This window comes from Lysobacter sp. CC-YZS074 (assembly GCF_056739745.1).
Genome location: NZ_CP200301.1, coordinates 223625 through 248061 on the forward strand (window position 1 = coordinate 223625; position 24437 = coordinate 248061).

Consider the following 24437-nt stretch of genomic DNA (forward strand, 5'->3'; position numbering starts at 1 on the left):
CCCATGAACCAGACCCGTGTATTCCTGATCTTCGCCTGGCTGATGGTGGCGACCCTGCTGTGGATGGCATGGGACAAGGAGCAGGCACTGCCGCCCGCACCGATCACCCCGAGCACGTCTGTCCCGGCGGCCGCCGCCGGCAGCATTCCGTCGATCGAGGCGGCTCCGGCGGTTCCGGCCGCCGGTCAACCGGCGGTGTCCGGCCCGACTCCGGCACCCAGCGCCGTCGAGGTCCGCACCGATGTCCTGGACGTGGTGCTGGACGGCGGTGAAGTCCGCCAGGTCGACCTGCTCGCGTACCCCAGCACGGCCGATGACGGCAGCCGCCCGGTGCGCCTGTTCTCCCAGGACGCGGCGGACTACTTCGTCGCCCAGAGCGGGTGGGTGAGCAACGCCGGCCCGGCCCCCAGCCACGAAGCCGGGTTCGTGTTCGATCGCGCTGCGCTGCCGGCCGGCGCCGACCTCAGCCTCGATCCGGATGAAGAGCAGCTGGTCGTGCCGTTCACCTGGACCGGCGCCAACGGCGTGACCATCCGCCGCACCTACACCTTCAACCGCGGCGATTACGTCGTCCACGTCCGCGACGAGGTGGTCAACGGCGGTACCGCGCCATGGCAGGGGTTCGTGTACCGGCAGCTGAGCCGGGTGCCGCGCGCACTGCAATCCTCGGGCCCGATGAACGTCGAGCAGTACAGCTTCCAGGGCGCGGCGTGGTACAGCGCGACGGACAAGTACGAGAAGCGCGATTACGAGGACTTCGTCGACGACGGCCCGCTCAACAAGCAGGTCACCGGCGGCTGGATCGCGATGCTGCAGCACCACTTCTTCGGCGCCTGGATTCCCGGTGCCGACGACACCAGCACGTTCTCGCTGGCCACGCCGGACGGGAACGGCGGCACCCGCTACCTGATCCGCGAGCTCGGCCCCGGCGTCAGCGTCGCACCGGGCGCGACAGCGGCCACCGAGGCGCGTCTGTGGGTCGGTCCCAAGCTGGTGGCCAACATCCAGTCGCAGCAGGTGCCGGGCCTGGAGCGGGCGGTGGACTTCTCCAGCTTCAGCCTGATGGCGATCCTCGCCGGCTGGCTGTTCTGGGTGCTCGACAAGTTGCACGGCCTGCTCGGCAACTGGGGCTGGGCGATCGTCGGCCTGGTGGTGATCATCAAGCTGCTGATGTATCCGCTGTCGGCGGCGCAGTACAAGTCGATGGCGAAGATGCGCAAGTTCCAGCCGCGCATGGCCCAGCTCAAGGAGCGCTACGGCGACGACCGCCAGAAGCTGCAGCAGGCGATGATGGAGCTGTACAAGAAGGAGAAGATCAACCCGGTCGGTGGCTGCCTGCCGCTGCTGGTGCAGATGCCGGTGTTCCTGGCGCTGTACTGGATGCTGTCGGAGTCGGTCGAGCTGCGTCATGCGCCGTGGATCCTGTGGATCCAGGACCTGACCGCGCGCGATCCCTTCTTCGTGCTGCCCGTCATCAACATGGCGCTGATGTGGGCGACCCAGAGGCTCAACCCGATGACCGGCATCGACCCGATGCAGGCGAAGATGATGCAGTTCATGCCGCTGGTGTTCGGCGTCATGTTCGCGTTCTTCCCGGCCGGCCTGGTGCTGTACTGGGTGACCAATGCCGGCCTGGGTCTGCTGCAGCAGTGGTGGATGATCAGGAAATACAGCGACGCACCGGCGAAGCCCTGACCGGCCGCGGCACGTACACGACGAAAACCCGCCGACCGGCGGGTTTTTGTTGTCGCCGGGTGCGGCCACCCATACTTGTACCCGCCGCCGCTCGCGTCTTTCAGGAACATTTGAACCGCATGAACGACCGCGACACCATCGCCGCCATCGCGACCGCTCCGGGCGCCGGTGGCGTCGGCATCGTGCGGCTGTCAGGTCCACTCGCGCGCGCCATCGGCGAGGCGGTCGCCGGCCGCGAGCTGCGCCCGCGCCACGCCCACCACGTGCGTTTCCTCGACCACGACGGTGAAGCCATCGACGATGGCATCGCGCTGTACTTCGCCGCACCGGCCAGCTACACCGGCGAGGACGTGGTGGAACTGCAGGGACACGGCGGGACCGCGGTGCTCCAGGCGTTGCTCGCACGCTGCAGCGGACTCGGGGCGCGACTGGCGCGGCCGGGCGAGTTCAGCGAACGCGCGTTCCTGGAAGGGCGGCTGGACCTGGCGCAGGCCGAGGCGGTCGCCGACCTGATCGCCGCCGGCGACGTGCGGGCCGCCCGGGCGGCACGGCGTGCGCTGGACGGCGAGTTCTCGCACCGGGTGGAGGATATCGCCGCCGAGCTGCTGGCGATCCGGGTGCATGTGGAGGCGGCGATCGATTTCGCCGACGAGCCGCTCGACACCCTCGGCGGTGCCGCGCTGCGCGCACGGCTGGATTCGCTGGCCCGGGCGCTGGAGGCGTTGCGCGCCGCCGCCGAGCGCGGCCGCCGCCTGCGTGACGGCCTGCACGCGGTCATCGTCGGCCCGCCGAACGCCGGCAAGAGCTCGCTGCTCAACGCGCTGGCGGGCAGCGACCGGGCAATCGTCACCGACATCGCCGGCACCACCCGCGACCTGCTGCACGAGGTGGTGCGGGTCGATGGCGTCGAACTGGCGCTGGTCGACACCGCCGGTCTGCGCGAAGGCGGCGACCCGATCGAGCGCGAGGGCATGCGCCGCGCGCACGCCGAACTCGAACGCGCCGACCTCGCGGTCGTTGTGCTCGATGCACGCGATCCCGGCGCCGGCCGTGCCGCGGTGGAGAACGCCATCGCCGGCGTACCGCGCCGCCTGTGGCTGCTCAACAAGGTGGACCTGCTCGGAACCGTCGATCAGACGTCTTTGCCGGGACCGGGCGCCGCCGACGAGCCCCCGCTGCCGTTGTCTGCGCACACCGGAGAAGGCCTGGATGCTGTGCGCGCACGGCTGCGTGCGCTGGTGCTGGATGGTGCCGATGCCGGCGAGGGCGCGTTCACCGCACGGACCCGCCACGTCGATGCGCTCGCCCGCGCCGCTGCCGAGCTCGAAGACGCCCGCCTGCACCTGCGGCACGAGGCGCTCGACCTTGCCGCCGAAGCCCTGCGCGGGTCGCACGAGGCGCTGGGGGAAATCACCGGCCGAGTGCGGGCCGACGACCTGCTGGGCCACGTGTTCTCGAGCTTCTGCATCGGCAAGTAGCCGCAAAATTGTGATGAAAGTCGGGTTTTCCGCGTTGGCCGCGCCGCTTCAGCAAACGCCGCGGCCGCGTGGCTTGACAAGCACGCCGCGCTATCGCGACCTTGTGCAGGTGCGCCCAGCAGGCCGCACTTCAGGGGAGTTCGTCATGATCGTCAATTCACAGGACCGGCAACCGGGCCGGTTGTCCGTCGTTTCAAAACTGTCGCTGGTACTGGCCGTCGGGCTGGCACTGGCGGCGTGCGGCAGCGAGGAGGCCGCGCCGGGGGGCGCTGCCACGAACGCCGACAGCACCACGACGCCAGCCGCCGCCGCGGCGGGCGAGGGCGCGGCATCGACCATGGTCAGCGGGCTCGATGCCGGGCAGCTGCGCGAGGCCGCGCGCAAGGCCTACAGCGAGAACCGCCTGTACGCGCCGGCCGAAGACAACGCAGTGGAGTACTACCTGGCCCTGCGCGAGCAGTCGCCGGCCGATGCCTCGGTGGCCAGCGCGCTGACCGACCTGTTGCCGATGACCGTCATCGCGACCGAGCAGAGCATCACCCGCGAGGACTTCGTCGAGGCGCGCCGCCTGGCCGCGCTGGTGGAGGAGGTCCAGCCCGAGCACCCGGCCCTGGCCCGCCTCAAGGGCAACATCGAGTCGCGCCAGCAGGCCGCCATCGCCCGCGCCGCCGAGGAGAAGGTCAGCGCCGAGGAGCAAGTGGCGCGGCAGGCCGAGATCGAGCGTCAGCGGCTGGCCGACCAGAAGCGCCAGCAGGAGCAGGCCGCGCGCGAACTCGCGCAGAAGGAGGCCGCCGACAAGGAGGCTGCCGACGCCGAAGCCGCCCGCGTGGCGCAGCAGGAAGCGGCCGACCGTCGCGCCGCCGAGCAGCGCGCCGCGCAGGCGCGTGCGGCCGCCGCGGCCAAGCCGACCGCGGACGACCTGCGTCCGCTGTCGATGCCGGCTCCGGAGTTCCCGCGCGATGCATTGCGCTCGGGTCGTTCGGGCGAGGTCGTGGTCGAGTACACGGTCGGCACCGACGGCTCGGTCACCTCGGCGCGCGTGGTGCGGGCCGAACCCTCGCGGGTGTTCGACCGCGCCGCCCTCGATGCGGTCCAGCGCTGGCGCTTCCAGCCGATTTCGGCGCCGGTCACCACGCGCCGCGCGATCGGCTTCAATCCCGGCAGCTGACCCGCGCCGTCGTGGCGAACCATGAAAAAGCCCGGCTCGCGCCGGGCTTTTTCATTTCCCGATTCCGCGGCTCATCCGGAGATCGCCAGCTTCTCCTGGTGGTAGCGACGCACCGCCGCGAACCACAGCATCGCTGCCAGCCCGAAGCCCGCCGCCAGGTAGATCACCCACGTCTGGGCGTCGATCGGCTCGGCGCGGATCACTTTCTGGATCATCTGGTTCTGGGCCAGGAACGGCACCGCGAACTGCCACGGCTCGTACTTCAGCGGGTTCACCGCCAGCAGCATGATCGGCAGCATTGGCAGCAGCATCAGCCAGGTCATGTGGCTCTGCGCCTCCTTCATGCTCTTGGACGCCGCCGACAGGAAGCTCAGCAGCGTGGTGCCGATGAACAGCATCGGCAGCAGGATCAGCAGCAGCTTGGCGATCGCGGCGAAACGCACGTCCAGCATCTGCGCCATGCCGCTGGCGAACTGCGCGCTGAGCTTGAACGCGAGCAGGGTGAGCAGCAGCGAGGTGATGCCGACCAGGCAGGCGGCGATCATCTTGCCGCTGACGATCGCCCCGCGCGAAGCGGGCGTGGCCAGCAGCGGCTCCAGCGACTGCCGTTCCCGCTCGCCCGCGGTCGCGTCCATGATCAGGTACGCACCGCCCAGGAACGACATCAGGATCAGCAGGTACGGCAGCAGCATCGACAGCAGCACCCCGCGCTTGGCTTCCGGCGTGGCGAGGTCGCGGGCGCCGACCGCCACCGGTGCGGTGATCGAGGCATCGATGCCGCGGGCGTACAGGCGTAGCGCACCGACCTGCTGGCTGTAGGCCTGCAGCGCGCCGCGCAGGCGCTTGACCGGGATCTCGGCATTGCGGCGGGTGCTGTCGTGGATCACCTCCACGCCGGCCGGGCGGCCGGCATGCCAGTCCTCGGCGAAGTCCTCGTCGATCGCCAGCGCGACATCGATGTCCTGGGCACGCACCGCCGCGTCGACATCGGCCGGCGCTTCGGCCCGGTCGATGCCATGGCCGGCGAGGAAGGTGACCAGGTTCGGTGCCCGTTCGGCGCCGAGTACCGGCACCTCCAGGCGCTCGTCGAGCTGGGTCTTGGCGCGGCTCTCGGCCATGGTGCCCATGCCGAGCATGAGCGCCGGATACAGCACCGGTCCCAGCAGCAGGGTCAGCGCCAGCGTGCGGCGGTCACGGGCGAAGTCGCGCAGCTCCTTGACCGCGACCGACCACAGCTGGGCGAAGGCGTTGTTGCGTTGTGTGCGGCTCATGCGTGCAGTCCCTCGTCGGTGCCGATCGCCTTGACGAAGGCGTCTTCCAGGTTGTCCTCGCCGAAGCGCGCGCGCAGCTCGTCGGCGGTGCCGGACGCGACCACCTGGCCCTTGGCGATGATGACGATGCGGTCACACAGCGCGGCGACCTCCTGCATGATGTGGCTGGAGAAGATCACGCAGCGACCCTCGGATTTCAGGTGTTGCAGGAAGCCGCGCATCGCACGCGTGGTCATCACGTCCAGGCCGTTGGTCGGTTCGTCCAGGATCACGTTGCGCGGGTCGTGGACCAGCGCCCGGGCGATGGCGGTCTTGGTGCGCTGTCCCTGCGAGAAGCCTTCGGTCTGGCGGTCGAGAATGCCGTCCATGTCCAGCGCCTTCGACAGTGCCGTCGTGCGCGCGGCGACTTCCGCCTTCGACATGCCATGCAGCTCGCCGAAGTAGGCGATGTTCTCGCGCGCGGTCAGGCGCTTGTAGACGCCGCGCGCATCCGGCAGCACGCCGAGTACGCGGCGCACCGCGGCCGGATCGGCGGCGGCATCGATGCCGTCCACGCCGACCGAGCCGCTGTCGGGCTTCATCAGCGTGTAGAGCATGCGCAGGGTGGTGGTCTTGCCGGCGCCGTTGGGGCCGAGCAGGCCGGTGATCTCGCCGTCGCGCGCCTCGAAGGTCACGCCGTCGACGGCCTTGACCGTGCCGGTCCTGGTCTTGAACGCCTTGTGCAGGTTGTCTGCGGTAATCATGTGGTCGGTTCCCCGTAGTGGCTCACGGCGCCCAGCCGTTGAAGGTGACGAACGGCGGCACGTAGCCCAGCGAGTCCAGGCAGGAAGCATCGAGCGACGCCGCGTCGGCGCTCTCGATGAACTGGCCGACCAGCTTGGGCGCGCAGCCGATCCACGACACGTTGTGGCCCTGTCCCTCCAGCACCAGGTGGCGGCCGTTGGGCAGGTGTTCGACCACCTGTTCGCCAAAGCGCGGCGGGGTGACCGGGTCGAGCTCGCCCGACAGCAGCAGCACCGGCAGCTCGGACGCGAACGGCTGGTGGAAGCCTTCGGGTGCGGTGCCGTGTGGCCAGGCCGGGCACGCGGCGAACAGGCCTTCGGCGACCCCGTCGCCCATCAGCGTGTCGGTGTCATCGCCGCCGCGCTGCCAGCGCCCGGCGTCCTCGGCGCAGATCACCGACCACTGCATGCCGCGGGACATCTGGCCCTCCATCTGCAGGGCGTTCATCTCCACCAGCGACATCAGCGGGGCGTAGCGGCCGTGCGCCGCCTCGTCGATCACCAGCGGCAGCAGCGATGCGGTCTGCGGTGCGTACGAGAACATGAAGGCCAGCGCGCCGACGGCATCGGCAGTGACGGTGTCGTGCTCGAGCGCGCCGGTGCGCGGGTGGCGGTAGTCGACCTCGACCGGAGCGGCCTCGAGCTGCGCCATCACCGTGCGCAACTGCTCGCGCATGTCGACCGGGTAGCGCCGGGCGCAGGTGGGCAGCTCCCGGCACTTGGCCGACTGCAACGCCAGCGCGTCCTCCAGCGTCTGCGCGAACTCGCCGCCGACCACCAGGCTGTTGGGCGCGACGCCGTCGAGCACGATGGTGCGCACGCGGTCCGGATGTGCGATGGCGTACTGCTGGGCGACCCGGGTGCCATAGGACACGCCGAACAGGTTGACCTGCCCGACACCCAGCGCCTTGCGCACCGTTTCCAGGTCCCGCACCGCGTCGGTGGTGGTGTAGAAGCCCGGGTCGGCACGATCGGCCATGCTGGCAGCGCACTCGCGCGCGAACGCGGTGATCTGTTCCGGCGAGTCGTACAACTCGGTGTCGAGCTGCATCGGCTCCCCTTGGGCGTCGCGGCACTCCAGCGGGTTGGAGCCGCCGGTGCCGCGCTGGTCGATCAGGACGATGTCGCGCTGGCGGCCGACCTCCGCGAGCATCCGCTCGACCGAGCCGGCGTGCTCGGTGGCCGCCTGACCCGGTCCCCCGGCTAGGAAGAACACCGGGTCGGGGGCACCACCGCCATTGCCGCCGTTGGCGGGCAACCAGGCGATGTTGAGGCGGATGCGACGGCCGTTGGGCGCGGCGGGATTTTCGGCGACCTCCAGCGTTCCGCATTGGGCCTCGACGGGTTCGCCGCCGACGGCGCTCTCTAGCGAGCAGGACTGGAAAGCGATATCGCCGAAGTAGCGCGAGCCCTCGGCGACGGCGTTGCCGGCCGGGGCACTGTCGCCCGCCGGCGCACAGCCGCCCAGCAGGATGGCTGCCATCGATGCCGCGAGCACGGCAGGCAGGAGTCGGGTGGTGTGCATGGATCCCCTCTGGTCCAAAGGCCAATCGCCTCAGGATGACAGACGGCCGCGTCGGGCCGGATGTGACAAAGGTCGTGCGGGCAACCGGCGGGGATCCCGCCGATGCAGGCGCGGCATGAGTCGCGACCGACCGGCCATCGGATCCTCGCGGCACCGGAAGCCGGGGCAACAAGAATCGCCCGACGGGGGCACGTTGAGTGGCGCGTAAGGTCAGTGGGTCGCCACTGACGACGTCGCTGCTACTTGCTGCTGACGTACTTCTCGCGACGGATCTGCTTGATCTCCAGCCCGCCTTCCTTGAGCGCCTCGAAGCAGGCGTCGACCATGTTCGGGTTGCCGCACAGGTAGGCGATGTCCCCGGCCGCGTCGGGCGCGAACTCGGGCAGGAACTGCTGCACGTAGCCATGACGCACGTCGGCGTGGTCCTGCGGCGAGCCCTTGGCCGGCAACTCGCGGGAGAAGCACGGGACGAAGCGGAAGTGGTCCGGATGCCGGTCGGCGAACGCGCGGAACTCGTCGCCGTACAGCAGCTCCGCCGGCGTGCGCGCGCCGAACAGCAGCACCACCTGGATGCCGCGTTCGTTGATCGCCTGCTCCAGCAGCGGCAGCATCGCGCGGTACGGAGTCACGCCGGTGCCGGTGCCGATCAGCAGGTAGCGCCGGTTGGTATCGGCCGGCATCAGGCAGAAGCGGCCGAACGGCCCGCTGGCATCGACCGCCTCGCCGATGTCGAGTCCTTCGAACAGCGCCGTCGCCGCGCCGCCGGGCACGTAGCTGACCGCGATCTCGACCGCCTCGCCCGGGCCGATGGCGTGGTCGTGGATGGTCGCCAGCGAATACGAACGCTTGGTCGCGGTGCCGTCGGCGTACTGGAAATGCACCTGGATGAACTGCCCGGGGATGAAGTCCAGCGGCTGGCCATCGTCGCGCACGAACACGTAGTGGCCGACACTCGGCGCGAGCATGCGGCGTGAAACGAGCTTGAGGGGGAAGTGCTGGATCGCCACGGGAACCTTCGGGATGCGGGACATGCGCTGCTGCCCGGGAGGATCCACGGAACAGTGTGTGCAGAGGGTGGCCGGGCCACGGCCGACCGGCCGCCTATACTACCGGGATCGTTTCGCGGCTTCCCCGACACCGGTCGCGGCGAGCCGCAAGTCCCTCCGCAGTTGCAAGGCCCACACCCGATGACCCAGACCCAGGCGACCGCCGTCGCCGCGCCGGACCGGGCGGTCCCGGCGCTTTCCGTCCGCGACCTGCGCAAGACCTACGACGCCGGCCCGCGCAACCCGGGCGTCGAGGCGCTGAAAGGCGTCTCGCTCGATGTCGCCGAGGGCGACTTCTTCGCCCTGCTCGGCCCCAACGGCGCCGGCAAGAGCACCCTGATCGGCATCGTCAGCTCGCTGGTCAACCTGAGCTCCGGCGCGGTGGAGATCTTCGGCACCGACATCACCCGCGACCGCGACGCCGCGATGCGGCTGATGGGCCTGGTGCCGCAGGAGATCAACTTCAACACCTTCGAGCAGCCGCTCGACATCCTGGTCAACTACGCCGGCTTCTACGGCATCCCGCGCGAGGTCGCGCTGCAGCGCGCCGAGGAGGAACTCAGGCGCGCCCAGCTGTGGGACAAGGCGAGGATGATGAGCCGCACGCTCTCGGGCGGCATGAAACGAAGGCTCATGATCGCCCGCGCGATGATGACCCGGCCGCGCCTGCTGATCCTCGACGAACCCACCGCCGGCGTCGACATCGAGATCCGCCGCGGCATGTGGCAGACGCTGCGCGAGATCAACGCCGCCGGCACCACGATCATCCTGACCACGCACTACCTCGAGGAAGCCGAATACCTGTGCCGCAACCTGGCGATCATCGACCGCGGCACGATCGTCGCCGCCGGGCCGATGAAGTCCCTGCTGGCACGGCTCGACGTCGAGGGCTTCGTGCTCGACATCGACGGCCGGCTGCCCGCGCGCCTCCCCGAGATCGAAGGCACCACCGTGATCGCCCGCGACGACCACACTCTCGACATCGACATGCCGCGCGCGATGGACCTCAACCGGGTGTTCGCCGCGCTCGACGGCGCCGGCATCCGGGTGCGTTCGATGCGCACCAAGAGCAACCGGCTCGAAGAGCTGTTCGTGCGCATGGTCGCCGCCGGGGACGAGGCGGCGGGCGGTGCCACCGACGCCGCCACCGCCACGCAGGCCACAGGACACCCCACCGCATGAGCCACCCCAACCTCGTCGCCCTCGGCACCGTCACCCGCCGCGAGATCACCCGGATCCTGCGCATCTGGGCGCAGACCCTGGTGCCGCCGGCGATCACCATGACGCTGTACTTCCTGATCTTCGGCGGCCTGATCGGCTCGCGCATCGGCACCATGGACGGCATCGCCTACATGGACTTCATCGTGCCGGGGCTGGTGATGATGAGCATCATCCAGAACAGCTACGGCAACATCGCGTCCTCGTTCTTCGGCGCCAAGTTCGGTCGCCACGTCGAGGAGCTGCTGGTCAGCCCGATGCCTAACTGGGTGATCCTCACCGGCTACGTCTCCGGCGCGGTCACCCGCGGACTGGCGGTGGGCGCCATCGTGCTGCTGATCGCGTCCTTCTTCACCGATGTCGAGGTGCCGCACCCGCTGGTGACGCTGACCACGGTGCTGCTGGGCGCGACCATCTTCGCGCTGGCCGGGTTCGTCAATGCGGTCTACGCGCGCAAGTTCGACGACATCGCGATCGTGCCGACCTTCATCCTCACCCCGCTGACCTACCTGGGAGGCGTGTTCTATTCGGTCAAGCTGCTGCCGGACTGGGCCGAGGCGATGACCCACGCCAACCCGATCTTCTACATGGTCAACGCCTTCCGCTACGGCCTGCTCGGCGTCAGCGACGTGCCGCTGTGGGTGGCGTACGCGCTGATGGTCGGCTTCGTGGTGGGGCTGTCCGCGTTTGGGCTGGTACTGCTGAAGCGGGGCACGGGACTGCGCAGCTGAGGCTGCGCGGCGATTCCCCGGGACTGCATTGGTCGGCGTTCGGCGCTGTTGTAGGAGCGGCTTCAGCCGCGATCGTGCAATCGGCGCAGGCGCACGGCTGTCCGATCGCGGCGGAAGCGGCTCCTACAGACGGCCATATCGCGGCCGGGCGCCACTGGGACGCAGTCACGCAGCCGTAGCCACGGCCGGCACAGCCCGCTAATCCCTGCCCGTGGCGTCCGTCAGCCCGAAGAACGCCCGTGCGGTGGCGGTGCTGTTGGCCGCCGTCACCGCGACGGCCTCGCCGCGGTCGCGCGCGAGTTCCTCGACGATGTGGGCCAGGTACATCGGCTCGTTGCGGCGGTGCGAGGGCGCCGGCCTCACCGTGCGCGGCAGCAGGTAGGGCGCATCGGTTTCGATCATCAGCCGGTCGGCCGGGATGTTCTTCACCAGCTCGCGCAGGTGCTGGCCGCGGCGCTCGTCGCACAGCCAGCCGGTGATGCCGATGTGCCAGTCCTGGTCGAGGTAGTCGAACAGTTCCTCGCGGCTGCCGGTGAAGCAGTGCACCACCGCCGGGCCGATCCGGCCGTCGAATTCGCGCATCACCGACATGAAGTCGGCGTGGGCGTCGCGCTGGTGCAGGAACAGGGGCTTGTTCGTGTCCGCCGCGATCTGCAGTTGCATCGAGAACGCGCGGCGCTGTGCCGGCCGCGGCGAGAAATCGCGGAAGTAGTCGAGCCCGCATTCGCCGACCGCCACCACTTCCGGATGCGCCTGCAGGGCGCGCATCTCGGCATCGCATTCGGCGGTGTACTCGGTGGCGTGGTGCGGGTGGACGCCGGCGGTGGCGAACAGCTCGCCAGGGTGCGCCTGCGCGAGGGCGAGCGCCTGCGGCGAGTGTTCGCGGCTGGCGCCGGTGACGACCATCTGCACGATGCCGGCCTCGCGCGCGCGCTGCATCACCGCGTCGCGGTCGTGGTCGAAGGAGTCGTGGGTGAGGTTGGCGCCGATGTCGATCAAGTCCATGGGCGCGGATTCTAGGTGAACCCCTATCCTTGCGCAGGTGAGCGCCCCGACCTTTCCCATCGACGACCTGCTGCCGCGGATCCGCGACAGCCTCGCCGGCCATCCGCGCCTCGTACTGGAAGCGCCGCCCGGCGCCGGCAAGACCACCCAGGTGCCGCCGGCGCTGCTCGATGCCGCATGGCTGCGCGGCCGGCGCATCGTCATGCTCGAACCGCGCCGCGTCGCCGCACGCGCGGCCGCGCGGTTCATGGCCGCGCAGCGCGGCGAAGAGGTCGGCCAGACGGTCGGCTACCGCATCCGGTTCGACCACCGGACCAGCGCCGCCACCCGCATCGAAGTCGTCACCGAAGGCATCCTCACCCGGATGATCCAGGACGACCCCATGCTGGGCGGCGACGGGCCGGATGGCGTCGGCGCGATCGTGTTCGACGAGTTCCACGAGCGCCACCTCGCCGGCGACCTCGGCCTCGCGCTCGCGCTCGACGTGCAGGCGTCGCTGCGCGAGGACCTGCGTATCGTGGTGATGTCGGCCACGCTGGACGGCGAACGGCTTGCGCAGTTTCTCGACGCACCGCGACTGAGCAGCGCCGGGCGCAGCTACCCGGTCGAGGTCGCGCACTTTCCCGGGCGGCGCGAGGAGAAGCTGGAGCACCACGTCCGCCGTGCGGTCGCGCACGCACTCGTTGCGCACCCGGGCGACGTGCTGGTGTTCCTGCCGGGCCGGCGCGAGATCGAACGCGCGCAGGCGGCGCTGCTGTCGGGCGGCGACCAGGCCGATGTCGACCTCCTCGTCCTGCACGGCGACCTGCCGGTCGAACAGCAGGCGAGGGTGCTGCAGCCCGATCCGGACCAGCGGCGCCGCGTGGTGCTGGCGACCAACGTTGCCGAGTCGAGCGTGACCCTGCCCGGCGTGCGGGTGGTGATCGACAGCGGGTTGGCGCGCGAACCGCGGTTCGACCCCAACAGCGGCTTCGCCCGGCTCGACGTGGTCCACATCGCGCAGGCATCGGCCGACCAGCGCGCCGGCCGCGCCGGCCGTGTCGCCGAAGGCTGGGCGTACCGGCTCTGGCCGCAGTCGCAGCGGCTGGAGCCGCAGCGCCGGCCGGAGATCGCGCAGGTCGAACTGGCCGGCCTCGCGCTCGAACTGGCCGGCTGGGGCGATGCCGGACTGCGATTCCCCGACCCGCCACCCCCCGGTGCACTCGCCGCCGCGCGCGAGCTGCTGCAGCGGCTCGGCGCGCTGGATGGCGGGGCGATCACCGCGTCCGGCCGCCGCATGCTCGCGCTCGGCACCCATCCGCGCCTGGCGGCGATGCTGCTCGCGGCCGACACCCCGGCCGACCGCGCGCTGGCCTGCGACCTTGCCGCGTTGGTGGAGGCGCGCGACCCGCTGCGCGGTGGCAGCGACGCGTTCGCCACCCGCTGGCAGGCGCTCGCCGCGTCGCGCCGCGGCCGCGTCCCCGCCGATGCGTCACGCGGCGCACTGGCCGCGATCGACCAGGCGGCGAAGCAGTGGCGCCGGCGCCTGCGGGTCGATGCCGCGGCACCGGAGTCGGTGGCGCCGCACCGCCTGGGCGACCTGCTCGCCCACGCCTGGCCCGACCGCATCGCGCGCCAGCACCCTAGCGACCCGCTGCGCTACCAGCTCGCCAACGGACGCAGCGCGCGGCTGTTCGACGACAGCACGCTGTTCGGCGAACCGTGGCTGCTGGTGACCGAACTGCGCGACGACGCGCGGCAGCGCGACGCCCGCATCCAGCGCGCCGTGCCGCTCGACCCGCAGCGACTCGAACGCGACTGGTCGCAGCGCTTCACCACCGCGGACCGGGTGCTGTGGGACGCCATCCGCAACGCGATCACCGCCGTGCGCGAGCGACGTTTCGACCAGATCGTGCTGGAGCGCAAGCCGATCGCCCAGCCCGACCGCTCACGCTACGCCGAGGCCCTGGTCGACGCGGTGCGCCAGCTCGGCATCGACGCCCTGCCGTGGACCGGGTCGCTGCGGCAGTGGCGCGCGCGGGTGCGCAGCCTGCAGCGCTGGTGCCCGGAGCTCGGGTTGCCCGACCTTTCCGACGCGCACCTGCTGGCGACCCTGGACCAGTGGCTGCAGCCGGCACTGGCCGGCAAGGCACGACTCGATGCGTTGACCGACACTGAATTCGCCGAGGCGCTGAAAAGCGGCGTCGAGTGGTCGCTGCGCCGGCGCATCGACGCACTCGCGCCGACCCGCATCGAAGTGCCGTCGGGACTGGAGCGCCCGGTGCAGTACGGCTTCGACGAGGACGCCGACGAGCCGCTGGCGCCGGTGCTCGCGGTCAAGCTGCAGGAGCTGTTCGGGCTGGCCGATTCGCCGCGCATCGCCGACGGCCGGGTGCCCCTGACCCTGCACCTGCTCTCGCCGGGCGGGCGGCCGCTGCAGGTCACCCGCGACCTGCGCGGCTTCTGGGAGCGCACCTATCCGGAAGTGAAAAAGGAAATGAAGGGCCGCTACCCCAAGCACCCATGGCCGGACGACCCGTGGACGGCGAAGGCGACCCACCGGGCCAAGCCGCGCGGCACCTGACGAACCGTTCAGCCACCGGCGCCGGTGGCGTCTCCGGCTCACGCGGGCTCAACGGCCGCTTGCCGAGACTGGTGCCCATTCCACCGCAGGACCACCGAGATGAGCAGACTCGACATGATTCCCGACCGCGCGCTGGACTTCGCCAGCAGCGTCGGCGACAGCCTCCGCCACGTGGTGCCCGACAACGCCGGCCGCTGGCTGGACGCGGGTGCCAAGCTCGGTGCGATCAAGGGCGGTGCGCGCGTGGCCGGCTTCTTCGTCCGTCGCCATCCGGCGCTGGTGGTCGCCACCGCGGCCGGCGCGGGGCTGCTGTGGTACGCCGCCCGCCGCAAGGCGCGGCAGTCCGAGAACGGCACCATCGACGGCAGCGCCAAGCGCGTCGAGGCGCGTCGCGCCAGGACGGGCACGCGCAGCCGCAGCCGCGCGGCCAAAGCGGCGGCCACGCCCAGTTCCGAGTAAGCCCGGCCTCCGCATTCTGTAGGAGCGGCTTCAGCCGCGGTCGTGGAGTCGGCCCCAGTGGACGATCCGATCGCGGCTGAAGCCGCTCCTACAACGGCGTGCCGGCCAGGAAGGAAAGCGCCGGAAAACCAGGCACCGAGCGACGGGCCCGCAGCCCGGCCCTCAACCTTCCGCGGCGGGCAGCTCGACGATGAAGCAGGCGCCGCCGCCCTCGCGGTCCTCGTACCAGAGCTGGCCGCCGGCGTTGGCGACGATCTGCTTGGCCAGCGACAGTCCGAGCCCGCTGGAAATGCCGTCGTCGGACCGGTCGAGCCGGCTGAACGGCTTGAACAGCTCACGCTGCTTCGACGGTGGAATGCCGGGGCCGCGGTCGGCGGCAATCATCTGCCAGTAGCCCGGCGGCCCGGCGCGGCCGGCCAGCAGCAGCTCGCAGTCCGGCGCGTACTTCATCGCGTTGGTGACCAGGTTTTCGCCGAGCTGCCGCAGTACCCGCTCGTCGATCGCCACCCGCGTGCCTTCCGGCGGCAGCGAGACCTGCACCTGGATGCAGGTCGCGTCCAGCTGGAACTCGTAACGTCGCACCAGCCACTGCAATGCCGCGCCCAGGTCCGCGCTGGCCGATTCGTCGTGGCCGCCGGCGTCGCTGCGCGACTCCAGGTAATGGCGGATGTAACCGATCGCGTCGTCAGCGCTCTCGTGGATCATCTGCAGGTAACGCGGGACGCGCTCGGGCTTGCAGCCGTTCTGCAGCAGGATGTCGCTGGCGAACAGCACGCTCGACAGCGGATTCTTGAGGTCGTGGGCGACCAGGTTGACCAGCTCCTCGCGTTCGCGGGCGACACGCTCGAGCCGGTCGCGGGTGAGCTTCAGGCCGATGTGCGCATTGACCCGGGCGATCAGCTCCTCGGGCAGGAACGGCTTGGTGACGTAGTCGACCACGCCGGCATCGAACGCGCGCAGCAGCAGGTCGCGGTCGTGCGCGGCGGTGACGAACACCACCGGGATCTGCAACGGCGGCTCCTGCGCGCGCAGCGCGGCGAGCACCTCGAAGCCGTCCATGCCCGGCATCATCATGTCGAGCAGGATCATGTCCGGCATCGATTCGGCGTAGCGCGCCAGCGCCTCCTCGCCGCCGCCGGCGGTGACCACCTGGTAACCCTCGCGCGACAGCAGGGTGCTTACCACGCGCAAGTTGGCGGCCTGGTCGTCGACGACGAGAATGCGGCCCAGCGCGGTTTCGGTCGGGGTCATGGGGATCCTGGAGTGGCCCGTCCGGATGGGCGGCGGAAGAAGCTGAATGGGACCTCGGAGAATCGCAAGCTTCGACCCGGTTGGCCAATCATTCCATGATTCCCCGATGAACGGTTCAGAGCGGCGCCCGGTCGTGCGCTCAGTCGTGTCGCCAATCACCCGGCCGCAGGCCGTCGAGCCGGTGATCGCCGACCCCGACCCGCACCAGGCGCAGGGTCGGCAGCCCGACCGCGGCGGTCATGCGCCGGACCTGGCGATTGCGGCCCTCGCCGATGACCAGCTCCAGCCACGCGTCCGGCACCGTCTTGCGGAACCGCACCGGCGGATCGCGCGGCCACAGCGCCGGGGGGTCGATCCGCTCGGTCCGCGCCGGCCGGGTCGGGCCGTCACGCAGCACCACGCCGTCGCGCAGCGCCCGTAGCTGGTCCGGGCGCGGCTCGCCTTCCACCTGCACCCAGTAGGTCTTGGGCTGCTTGTGCCGCGGGTCGGTCAACCGATGGGCGAGGGCGCCGTCATCGGTCAGCAGCAACAGGCCTTCGCTGTCGTGGTCGAGCCGTCCGGCCGCGTACACGCCCGGCGGCAGGCCGAAGCCGGCCAGCGTCGGCCGCGGCGGCACGCTGCGGTCGGTGAACTGGCACAGCACCCCGAAGGGTTTGTTGAACGCGATCAGCATGGAGAGATTCGTGTTGTAGGAGCGACGTCAGTCGCGACCCACTGACGTCCGAGTGGCGCCGCGTTCAACGGGGGCCGGCGTTCGCGCGACCGCGAAGTGGCGTGAATCGCCGGGCAACCGAAGGTCAGTGGGTCGCGACTGACGTCGCTCCTACAACGGTAGGGACCGGCCGTCAGGCGCCGGGCTTGCGGAAGCGCAGCGTCATCCGGTCGCTTTCGCCGATGGCCTGGTACTTCGCGTCGTCGGCATCGTCGTGGTTGTTGGCCGGCGGCAGGGTCCACACGCCGTTCGGGTGGTCCTTGGTGTCGGCCGGGTTGGCGTTGATCTCGCTGGCGCCGACCAGTTCGAAGCCGGCCGCCTCCGCCATGGCGATCACCTGGGCCTGGCCGACGTAACCGGACCCGTCGTCCTCGCCCACGTCGGCCGCGGCGCGGTGTTCGACCACGCCCAGCGTGCCGCCAGGCTTCAGCACGTCGAAGAAGCCGTCGAACATGCCTTCCGCCTGGCCGTCGGAACGCCAGTTGTGGACGTTGCGGAAGGTCAGCACCAGGTCGGCCGAACCGGCGCGACCGAATACCGGCGCGGCCGGGTCGTAGGCGACCACGGTGGCGCGGTCGTAGCGCGCGGCGTCGCCGGAGAACTTCGCCTCCAGCCCGTCGCGGCTGCGCTGCTGGTAATCGCGCCCACCGCCGGCCGGCAACGTGCCGGGATCGACCACCGCGGCGATGTAGCGGCCGTCCTCGCGCAGGTAGGGCGCGAGGATCTCGGCATACCAGCCGCCGCCCGGGGTGATCTCGACCACGGTCTGGTCCGGCTCCAGGCCGAAGAAGCCGAGCGTGCCGGCCGGATGGCGGTACTGGTCGCGGGCGACGTTGGCGGGGTCGCGCCAGTCGCCCATCAGGACGGCGGCGAGCGCCATGTCCGGTGCCACCGGCGGGGCGACGCTGCTGTTTTCCGTCGCGGCGGGCTCCGCTGCGGGGGCCGGTGGGGTGTCGCTGGCGCAGGCGCCGAACGCGGTGGGGATCAGGGCGGCAAGCAGGAGACGTTTCATGGTGGCGGCCGGGAGATCGAAGGGACACCAGCGTAGCGCAGCACCCGCGTCCCGGTTCAGCGAACGGCGGCGGCCGCGCGCGCCTCGGCCTGCAGCCACTCGCGGAACGCCAGCAGGCCGGGGTGGTCGGCCGAACGCGGCGGGTACACGAGGTAGTGGTTGTAGTCGCTGGGCAGCCGGTGCGGACTCAGCACCACCAGCTGGCCGCTGTCGATCAGCGTGCGCGAGCGCACCATCCGCCCGAGCGCCACGCCGATGCCGTCGACCGCGGCGCGGTGCAGCGATTCGAGGTCGTCCAGCTGCGCGACGTACCGTTCCGGCTCGCGGCCGCCGTGGCGTTCGAACCAGCGCGCCCAGTGCCGCTTGCCGGCCTCGCCCAGCAACGGCCAGCGGTGCAACTTGTGTGTCGCGTGGGCGCCGAGCCGCTCGATCAGCGCCGGGCTGGCGACCGGCGCCATCGACTCGTCCACCAGGTGCTCGGCGACCAGCCCGGGCCAGCGCCCGGCCCCCATCCGCAGCGCCGCGTCGACCTCGGTGTCGCTGTCGAAGTTGACCAGCCGCTCGGACGACAGCAGGTTGAGCTGCAGTTGCGGATGGGCGGCGAGGAAGCGCCCCAGTCGCGGCACCAGCCAGCCCGACGCCATCGACGGCAGCACGCTGATCGTCAGCACCTCGCCGTCGCGCGCGCCGCGCGGGCGCAGCGCCTGTTCCAGCGCCTCCAGTTGCGGACCGACCCGTGCCATCAGGCGCTCGCCCTCGGCGGTCAGCCGCACGCCGCGCGAGTTGCGTTCGAACAGGCGTCGCCCGAGCCGCTCCTCGAGCGCGCGGATCTGGTGGCTGAGGGCGCTCACGGTGATGTGCAGCGCCGCCGCCGCGCGGGTCAGGTTGCCGCTCCGGGCGGCCGCCACGAAGCCCGGCAGCAGGTGCAGCGGTGACCGGCTCATGTTGAATCCTGCTCAAGTCTGGCTTGCACAAGTATCGCTTTTCCGGGGCGTTTTGCAGGCATAGCTTGTGCGCCGTTGAACAAGGCAGGCATCCCGCCACGCCAGGAGCACGCCATGAACCTCTACCAGGGCCTGTTGTTCCTTCACGGCTTCCGGATCGACCCCGCGCACGTGGACGACGCCATACCGCACGCCGCCGCCGGGCGCCCCGCACCCGCCACCGCGCGCGATGAGCCGCGGCCGACCACGACGGGTGCACCCGCCCCGGTCCGCGGCGACGTGCTCTCCGCCACAGCGGCCCGATCTGTCGGCAGTCGCAGCTGACCCCACCGCCGTACCATGGCGGCGGACGTTCGGGGGGCGACGCATGCTGGGCAGGATTCTCGGAGGATTGGCGCTGGTGGCCATGGGCGCTGTCGGCGGCGCGTGCGGGCACGCCCAATGGGTCGCGCAGAAGGACGACGCCGCACCGGAGCCCGCCGCGGCGCCGGCGCCACCGGCCGACGACGTGGAGCCCACCGGCCCCACGCCGGTCAACTTCACCTACCGCTATCTCGACACCGGCGACCCGGCCCTGGCCGAAACCGCCGAGCGCGTGCGCGAGGCCGACCTGCTGCGCGAGCTGCCCGAAGTCCACTGGCTCGACGGCCTGCTGCTGCTGCCCGCGCCGATCACCTACGTCGCCACCGCCTGCGGCCAGCCCGACGCCTACTACCTGCCCGACAAGCGCGAAGTGGTGCTGTGCTACGAGATGCTGCACGCGCTCTACGCCCAGGGCGAGCAGCTGGCCGAAACGGGCGGCAGCGCACTCGACCTGCCCGACATCCCGGCCGACAAGCTGGCCGAGCGCTACGTCTGGGCCAACATCCGCTTCATCGTCTCGCACGAGACCGGCCACGCCCTGATCGACCTGCTCGACCTGCCGGTGACCGGCCGCCAGGAGGACGCCGTCGACCAGTTCGCCACCGCGCTGATGCAGCGCATCGGCGGCGAGAACGAATCCCCGCGCGAAGTCGCCCAGAACCTGCGCATGGCCAGCCACTCGTTCCTGGCCGGCGCCGAAACCGACGTGACCATGCAGGCCTACGCCGACATGCACTCGCTGGGCCTGCAGCGCTACTTCAACCTGCAGTGCCTGCTGTACGGCTCCGACCCCGAGCGCTTCGCCGACATGGTCGAGCGCGGCGACCTGCCCGAAAGCCGCGCCAAAACCTGCCCCGCCGAAGCCCGCCGCGCCAACGACGCCTGGGTCCGCCTGCTGGCGCCGCACCTCGCGCCCGAATACCGGATGGATGCCGACGAAGCCGAAGCCTGGCTGCGGCAACGCGAAAGCACCCGCGGCGAGACCGGCGTGCCGCCGGTGGTCGTCCGTCCCGCGGGCCCACCCGCTGACGCCCCGTAGGAGCGACGTAAGTCGCGACCGCGCAGACACCTCAAACGCGGCCGCAACCCCGCTTCAGATCACAACCCCGCCAACGCCCCGTTGAACGTCGCGCTCGGCCGCATCGCCGCGCTCACCTTCGCCAAGTCCGGGTGGTAATACCCGCCCATCTCCACCGGCTTGCCCTGCACCGCAACCAGCTCGCCGACGATCTTCTCCTCGTTCTCCGTCAACGCCTTCGCCAGCGGCGCGAACTTCGCCTTCAGTGCCGCATCCTCATCCTGCGCCGCCAGCGCCTGCGCCCAGTACATCGCCAGGTAGAAATGGCTGCCGCGGTTGTCGATACCGCCGAGCTTGCGCGACGGCGACTTGTCGTTGTCGAGGAACGCGCCGTTGGCCGCATCCAGCGCATCCGCCAGCACCTTCGCCTTCGCGTTGCCGGTGGTCTCGGCCACGTGGTCGAGCGACGCCGCCAGCGCCAGGAACTCGCCCAGCGAATCCCAGCGCAGGTAATCCTCGGCCTCGAACTGCTGCACGTGCTTGGGCGCGCTGCCGCCGGCGCCGGTCTCGAACAGCCCGCCGCCGGCCATCAACGGCACCACCGACAGCATCTTGGCCGACGTGCCCAGCTCCATGATCGGGAACAGGTCGGTCAGGTAGTCGCGCAGCACGTTGCCGGTCACCGAGATGGTGTCCTCGCCGCGGCGGATGCGCTCCAGCGAGAACGCCATCGCCTCCACCGGCGACAGGATGCGGATGTCGAGCCCGCTAGTGTCGTGGTCCTTCAGGTAGGTCTCGACCTTGGCGATCAGCTGCGCGTCGTGCGCGCGCTGCGGGTCCAGCCAGAACACCGCCGGCGTGTTGCTGATGCGCGCACGGCTCACCGCCAGCTTCACCCAGTCCTGCACCGGCAGGTCGCGGGTCTGGCACATGCGCCAGATGTCGCCGGCCTGCACCGCGTGCTGCAGCAGCACCTTGCCGGCGGTGTCGACCACGCGGATGGTGCCGTCGCGCGGCGCGCGGAAGGTCTTGTCGTGGCTGCCGTACTCCTCGGCCTTCTGCGCCATCAGGCCGACGTTGGGCACGCTGCCCATCGTCGCCGGGTCGAACGCACCGTTGGCCTTGCAGTCCTCGATCACCGCCTGGTAGATGCCCGCGTAGCTGCGGTCGGGGATGATCGCCTTGGCGTCCTGCAGCTCGCCCTTCGCATTCCACATGCGGCCGCTGTCGCGGATCATCGCCGGCATCGAGGCGTCGACGATCACGTCGCTCGGCACGTGCAGGTTGGTGATGCCCTTGTCCGAGTTGACCATCGCGAGCGCCGGGCGCTCGCCGTACAGCGCATCGATGTCGCTCTTGATCGACGCCTGCAAGTCCGCCGGCAGCGACGGCAGCCGCGCGTACAGGTCGCCAATGCCGTTGCTCGCGTCGAAGCCCGCCTCCATCAGCTCGCGGTCGTACTTCGCCAGCACCGGCGCGTAGAAGCGGTTGACCGCCACGCCGAAGATGATCGGGTCCGACACCTTCATCATCGTCGCCTTCAGGTGCAGCGAGAACAGCACGCCCGTCGCCTTGGCGTCGTCGATCTGCGCATCGATGAACTGCGCCAGCCGGCGCGTGTCCATCACCGAGGCGTCGATCACCTCGCGGTCGGTCAGCGCGGTCTTCTCCTTCAGCACCGTGGTCACGCCGTCGGTGCCGACCAGCTCGATGCGCACGTCGGTCGCGCTGTCGACCGTCACCGACTGCTCGCTGCCGTAGAAGTCGCCCCCGTCCATGTGCGCCACGTGCGAGCGCGAATCCGCCGACCACGCGCCCATCCGGTGCGGGTGCTTGCGCGCGTAGTTCTTGACCGACAGCGGCGCGCGGCGGTCCGAGTTGCCCTCGCGCAGCACCGGGTTGACCGCGCTGCCCTTGACCCGGTCATAGCGCGCCTTGGCGTCGCGCTCCGCGTCGGTCTTCGGCTCGTCCACGTAGTCCGGCAGCGGGTAACCCTGCGCCTGCAACTCCCTGATGGCCGCCTTCAGCTGCGGCACCGATGCCGAGATGTTGGGCAGCTTGATGATGTTGGCCTCGGGCGTGGTGGCCAGCTGGCCCAGCTCGGCCAGGTGGTCGCCGACCTGCATGTCGGCCGGAAGCACGTCCGGGAACTGCGCCAGGATGCGTCCAGCCAGGGAGATGTCGCGCGTCTCCACCTCGACCCCGGCGGTCTCGACGAAGGCCTCGACGATCGGCAGCAGCGACTGCGTGGCCAGGAACGGGGCTTCGTCGGTGAGGGTGTAGATGATCTTGGGGGTGTCGGACATGGGGGCGGCTCGCTTGCGAACTGGAAGCCCGTGATTGTCGCGCCTTGGGGTAGGTGGGGCAAAGGTGCTCTTGGAATGACGAATGAGGGAATATCGCCAGCCTTCTCGATAGCTCGCATGATGCGAGAGCGTCGGTACCTGTTCCGTTGCCTATCGGATAAGGAGCAATACCCCACGTACGTGGCGGTTTGACTGCCGAATGTACAGGGCGGACCATCGGGTAGTGCTCCGAACGGAGCTACTCAGTGTCCGACGCGCTTTGCAACCATCAGGGGGAACCGTGAGCTCGACCAACTCAGTCGCAGTATATGAGATCTTGATACGTAACTCTCAGGTTTCGGGGAAAAAGAAGTATGCCCCGCTGGGTAAAATTCCGGATGGGAAAAAAAATCATGATCTGATGGATCTGGTGAAAAATTTCTGCAGTCAGCGTACTAAATACCGGACCTATTTAGTCAATAAGGGCAATCGAATCGTAAGAGTGTCAGGCTTGGCTTGCGATGCTTCGAAGCGCGATCTCGGATTTTTTGTGCACCAAGGAAGCTATGGCACAAAGAGCGAAATCGTTAGCTCAAAAAGCCTTGCAAAGACTTATGACAAGCTTCACGACGAAGGCGATGCTTTTGCGCACTTTGTATATATGAAGCTGCCGTCGCACGGGAGTCGCGGATTTGTGGTTTTTCACATGATAGGAAATGTCAGCGTCAAATCATGGTTTCGCCAATACTTTGAGATTTTCATCCAAGGTCTTATGAATCACTGCGGAGTTACGCTTCGCCCTCTCGCTTCGGAGGAGGTTCTTAACAAGTGGCTCAAGGATGCGGATGTAAAGTCCATTCGTATTTCTCACTTCGAACCTGAGGGCGCGGATGACCCTGCCAATTACTTGAGCGACGAAAGTGTAGAAAAAACACTAATTCTGCGTAAGCCCGGAGGAACGTTTGGGAAGCTAGGTGCACTTCTCAATAACACGAAGAGGCGGGAGAAAATTGTTGCACTATCAGACCCTGCCTGCTCCGGAGCCACAGCTGAAGTCGTCTGGAATGGCAGATCGCGATCAGTCTCTCTAGATACGAGCAGAAATCCAAAGGCAAAGTTTGTCCTTAACCCAAAAGAAGTCACTTTCAACGACGGCATCCCTGACTTCCAGTCAATTACTAGTTATTCGCGGAAGCTGATTAGCGACCTGGAAGTGGAAGTTATAGGCGGAGCGTAGAATGACCAGCAAAATTAATGTTGAAGCAATTCTAGCTGCCCATATGGAGTCCCTTCGTGACTTCTCCACTGGCAGTAAGAGTTGGACCGACTACGCCGTGTTTGTCGGGTTGCCTTGTCTGCTTATGATCTGCGCGCTCTACATTAGATACGACATGACGGATGAGACAAGAAACGCTTTTATCAATGCATCTGCGATCTTTCTAGGTCTTCTTTTGAATTTATTGGTGCTTATGTTCGACCAAAAGAATAAGAATGAAGCGCGAATATCGGAATTGGAGAGGAAGGAAAATTCAGACGACGGTCTGATAGCGCGCTTTCGGATGTTCAAAATGGTAATTGATCAAACGGTAGCCAATATATCTTTCACGACCCTGCTGGCGATCGGTTCACTTTGTTCTTTGCTCATACATTCAATGCTTTCAAACCAAGAGGGCGGTGTTGTAGATTTCGCCGCAGTGTTTCTCTCGAGCGTTGTGCTCGCAACTTGGCTTTGCGTTATTTTGACCACGCTAATGGTTATTAAGCGTGTCTATAAGTTGTTTCGGGAATAAATTGCCGGTCGAGCAAACAATTCGTCAGGTGCTGTCTGGGTCAGCATTTTGACCGTGTCGATCTTGTCGCACAGAATCTGCCCTTCGAATCGAAGTTTGCTAGATTGCCGCCGCTCCCTCT

The 24437-nt window shown here is 68.9% G+C and carries 21 protein-coding genes; 11 read left to right on the forward strand and 10 right to left on the reverse strand.

The genetic code is table 11. The features are described from left to right. Positions 1 to 3 precede the first annotated feature (3 nt). The 3 genes from yidC to U8331_RS00935 all read left to right on the forward strand — a co-directional run bounded on the left by yidC (position 4) and on the right by U8331_RS00935 (position 4341). Positions 4 to 1695: a membrane protein insertase YidC gene (gene yidC / locus U8331_RS00925; protein WP_481131762.1), complete on the forward strand. Its 1692-nt coding sequence runs from the start codon at positions 4 to 6 to the stop codon at positions 1693 to 1695. A gap of 119 nt (positions 1696 to 1814) precedes the next feature. Continuing rightward, positions 1815 to 3173, forward strand: a complete 1359-nt coding sequence (mnmE, locus tag U8331_RS00930; RefSeq protein ID WP_481131763.1) for a tRNA uridine-5-carboxymethylaminomethyl(34) synthesis GTPase MnmE — start codon at positions 1815 to 1817, stop codon at positions 3171 to 3173. Positions 3174 to 3318: 145 nt separating this feature from the next. Further along, positions 3319 to 4341 (forward strand): energy transducer TonB, encoded by a 1023-nt coding sequence (locus U8331_RS00935; RefSeq protein ID WP_481131764.1) that lies wholly within the window; start codon positions 3319 to 3321, stop codon positions 4339 to 4341. A 71-nt stretch (positions 4342 to 4412) separates the two neighbouring features. On the opposite strand, the gene U8331_RS00940 is transcribed toward U8331_RS00935, so the two are convergent. The 4 genes from U8331_RS00940 to U8331_RS00955 form a co-directional block, all read right to left on the reverse strand. Continuing rightward, positions 4413 to 5612 carry an ABC transporter permease gene (locus U8331_RS00940; protein ID WP_481131765.1) on the reverse strand — a complete coding sequence of 400 codons (1200 nt, stop codon included), beginning with the start codon at positions 5610 to 5612 and terminating at the stop codon, positions 4413 to 4415. Next, positions 5609 to 6355, reverse strand: coding sequence for an ABC transporter ATP-binding protein (locus tag U8331_RS00945; RefSeq protein WP_481131766.1), 747 nt, complete (start codon positions 6353 to 6355; stop codon positions 5609 to 5611). Before U8331_RS00945 ends, U8331_RS00940 begins: the two co-directional genes overlap by 4 nt. 22 nt (positions 6356 to 6377) lie before the next feature. After that, positions 6378 to 7919: an alpha/beta hydrolase gene (locus U8331_RS00950; protein WP_481131768.1), complete on the reverse strand. Its 1542-nt coding sequence runs from the start codon at positions 7917 to 7919 to the stop codon at positions 6378 to 6380. A 239-nt stretch (positions 7920 to 8158) separates the two neighbouring features. Beyond that, a complete protein-coding gene (locus U8331_RS00955) occupies positions 8159 to 8950 on the reverse strand; it encodes a ferredoxin--NADP reductase (protein ID WP_481131769.1) in 792 nt (263 codons plus the stop codon). A 156-nt stretch (positions 8951 to 9106) separates the two neighbouring features. Between U8331_RS00955 and U8331_RS00960 the strand changes: the two genes are divergently transcribed. After that, positions 9107 to 10147 (forward strand): ABC transporter ATP-binding protein, encoded by a 1041-nt coding sequence (locus U8331_RS00960; protein ID WP_481131770.1) that lies wholly within the window; start codon positions 9107 to 9109, stop codon positions 10145 to 10147. Beyond that, a complete protein-coding gene (locus U8331_RS00965; protein WP_481131771.1) occupies positions 10144 to 10914 on the forward strand; it encodes an ABC transporter permease in 771 nt (256 codons plus the stop codon). Before U8331_RS00960 ends, U8331_RS00965 begins: the two co-directional genes overlap by 4 nt. Before the next feature lie 198 nt (positions 10915 to 11112). Here the strand turns inward: U8331_RS00965 and U8331_RS00970 are convergent, their stop codons facing one another. Beyond that, positions 11113 to 11919 (reverse strand): TatD family hydrolase, encoded by an 807-nt coding sequence (locus U8331_RS00970; protein WP_481131772.1) that lies wholly within the window; start codon positions 11917 to 11919, stop codon positions 11113 to 11115. Between the two features lie 37 nt (positions 11920 to 11956). Here U8331_RS00970 and hrpB point away from each other — a divergent pair, with 37 nt between their 5' ends. Then, positions 11957 to 14482, forward strand: a complete 2526-nt coding sequence (hrpB, locus tag U8331_RS00975) for an ATP-dependent helicase HrpB (protein WP_481131773.1) — start codon at positions 11957 to 11959, stop codon at positions 14480 to 14482. 99 nt (positions 14483 to 14581) lie between these two features. Then, positions 14582 to 14941, forward strand: coding sequence for a hypothetical protein (locus U8331_RS00980; RefSeq protein ID WP_481131774.1), 360 nt, complete (start codon positions 14582 to 14584; stop codon positions 14939 to 14941). 162 nt (positions 14942 to 15103) lie between these two features. Here U8331_RS00980 and U8331_RS00985 read toward each other — a convergent pair whose 3' ends face one another. The 4 genes from U8331_RS00985 to U8331_RS01000 all read right to left on the reverse strand — a co-directional run bounded on the left by U8331_RS00985 (position 15104) and on the right by U8331_RS01000 (position 18860). Then, the gene (locus U8331_RS00985) at positions 15104 to 16192 is read right to left on the reverse strand and encodes a hybrid sensor histidine kinase/response regulator (RefSeq protein WP_481131775.1); all 1089 of its coding nucleotides are present in this window, start codon (positions 16190 to 16192) and stop codon (positions 15104 to 15106) included. Between the two features lie 139 nt (positions 16193 to 16331). After that, positions 16332 to 16865, reverse strand: coding sequence for a pseudouridine synthase (locus U8331_RS00990; RefSeq protein ID WP_481131776.1), 534 nt, complete (start codon positions 16863 to 16865; stop codon positions 16332 to 16334). Positions 16866 to 17037: 172 nt separating this feature from the next. After that, positions 17038 to 17916: a class I SAM-dependent methyltransferase gene (locus tag U8331_RS00995; protein WP_481131777.1), complete on the reverse strand. Its 879-nt coding sequence runs from the start codon at positions 17914 to 17916 to the stop codon at positions 17038 to 17040. Positions 17917 to 17972: 56 nt separating this feature from the next. Next, complete coding sequence (locus U8331_RS01000) at positions 17973 to 18860, reverse strand: LysR substrate-binding domain-containing protein (protein WP_481131778.1); 888 nt, start codon at positions 18858 to 18860, stop codon at positions 17973 to 17975. Between the two features lie 114 nt (positions 18861 to 18974). Between U8331_RS01000 and U8331_RS01005 the strand changes: the two genes are divergently transcribed. Beyond that, positions 18975 to 19184 carry a hypothetical protein gene (locus U8331_RS01005; protein WP_481131779.1) on the forward strand — a complete coding sequence of 70 codons (210 nt, stop codon included), beginning with the start codon at positions 18975 to 18977 and terminating at the stop codon, positions 19182 to 19184. A 43-nt stretch (positions 19185 to 19227) separates the two neighbouring features. Then, the gene (locus U8331_RS01010) at positions 19228 to 20262 is read left to right on the forward strand and encodes a DUF4344 domain-containing metallopeptidase (RefSeq protein ID WP_481131780.1); all 1035 of its coding nucleotides are present in this window, start codon (positions 19228 to 19230) and stop codon (positions 20260 to 20262) included. 59 nt (positions 20263 to 20321) lie between these two features. Here U8331_RS01010 and U8331_RS01015 read toward each other — a convergent pair whose 3' ends face one another. Next, a complete protein-coding gene (locus U8331_RS01015) occupies positions 20322 to 22547 on the reverse strand; it encodes an NADP-dependent isocitrate dehydrogenase (protein WP_481131781.1) in 2226 nt (741 codons plus the stop codon). Between the two features lie 280 nt (positions 22548 to 22827). On the opposite strand from U8331_RS01015, the gene U8331_RS01020 reads away from it, so the two are divergent. Both U8331_RS01020 and U8331_RS01025 read left to right on the forward strand, forming a co-directional pair. Then, positions 22828 to 23763: a hypothetical protein gene (locus tag U8331_RS01020; protein ID WP_481131782.1), complete on the forward strand. Its 936-nt coding sequence runs from the start codon at positions 22828 to 22830 to the stop codon at positions 23761 to 23763. Between the two features lies 1 nt (position 23764). Next, positions 23765 to 24316 (forward strand): hypothetical protein, encoded by a 552-nt coding sequence (locus U8331_RS01025; protein WP_481131783.1) that lies wholly within the window; start codon positions 23765 to 23767, stop codon positions 24314 to 24316. The last annotated feature ends 121 nt before the right edge of the window (positions 24317 to 24437 follow it).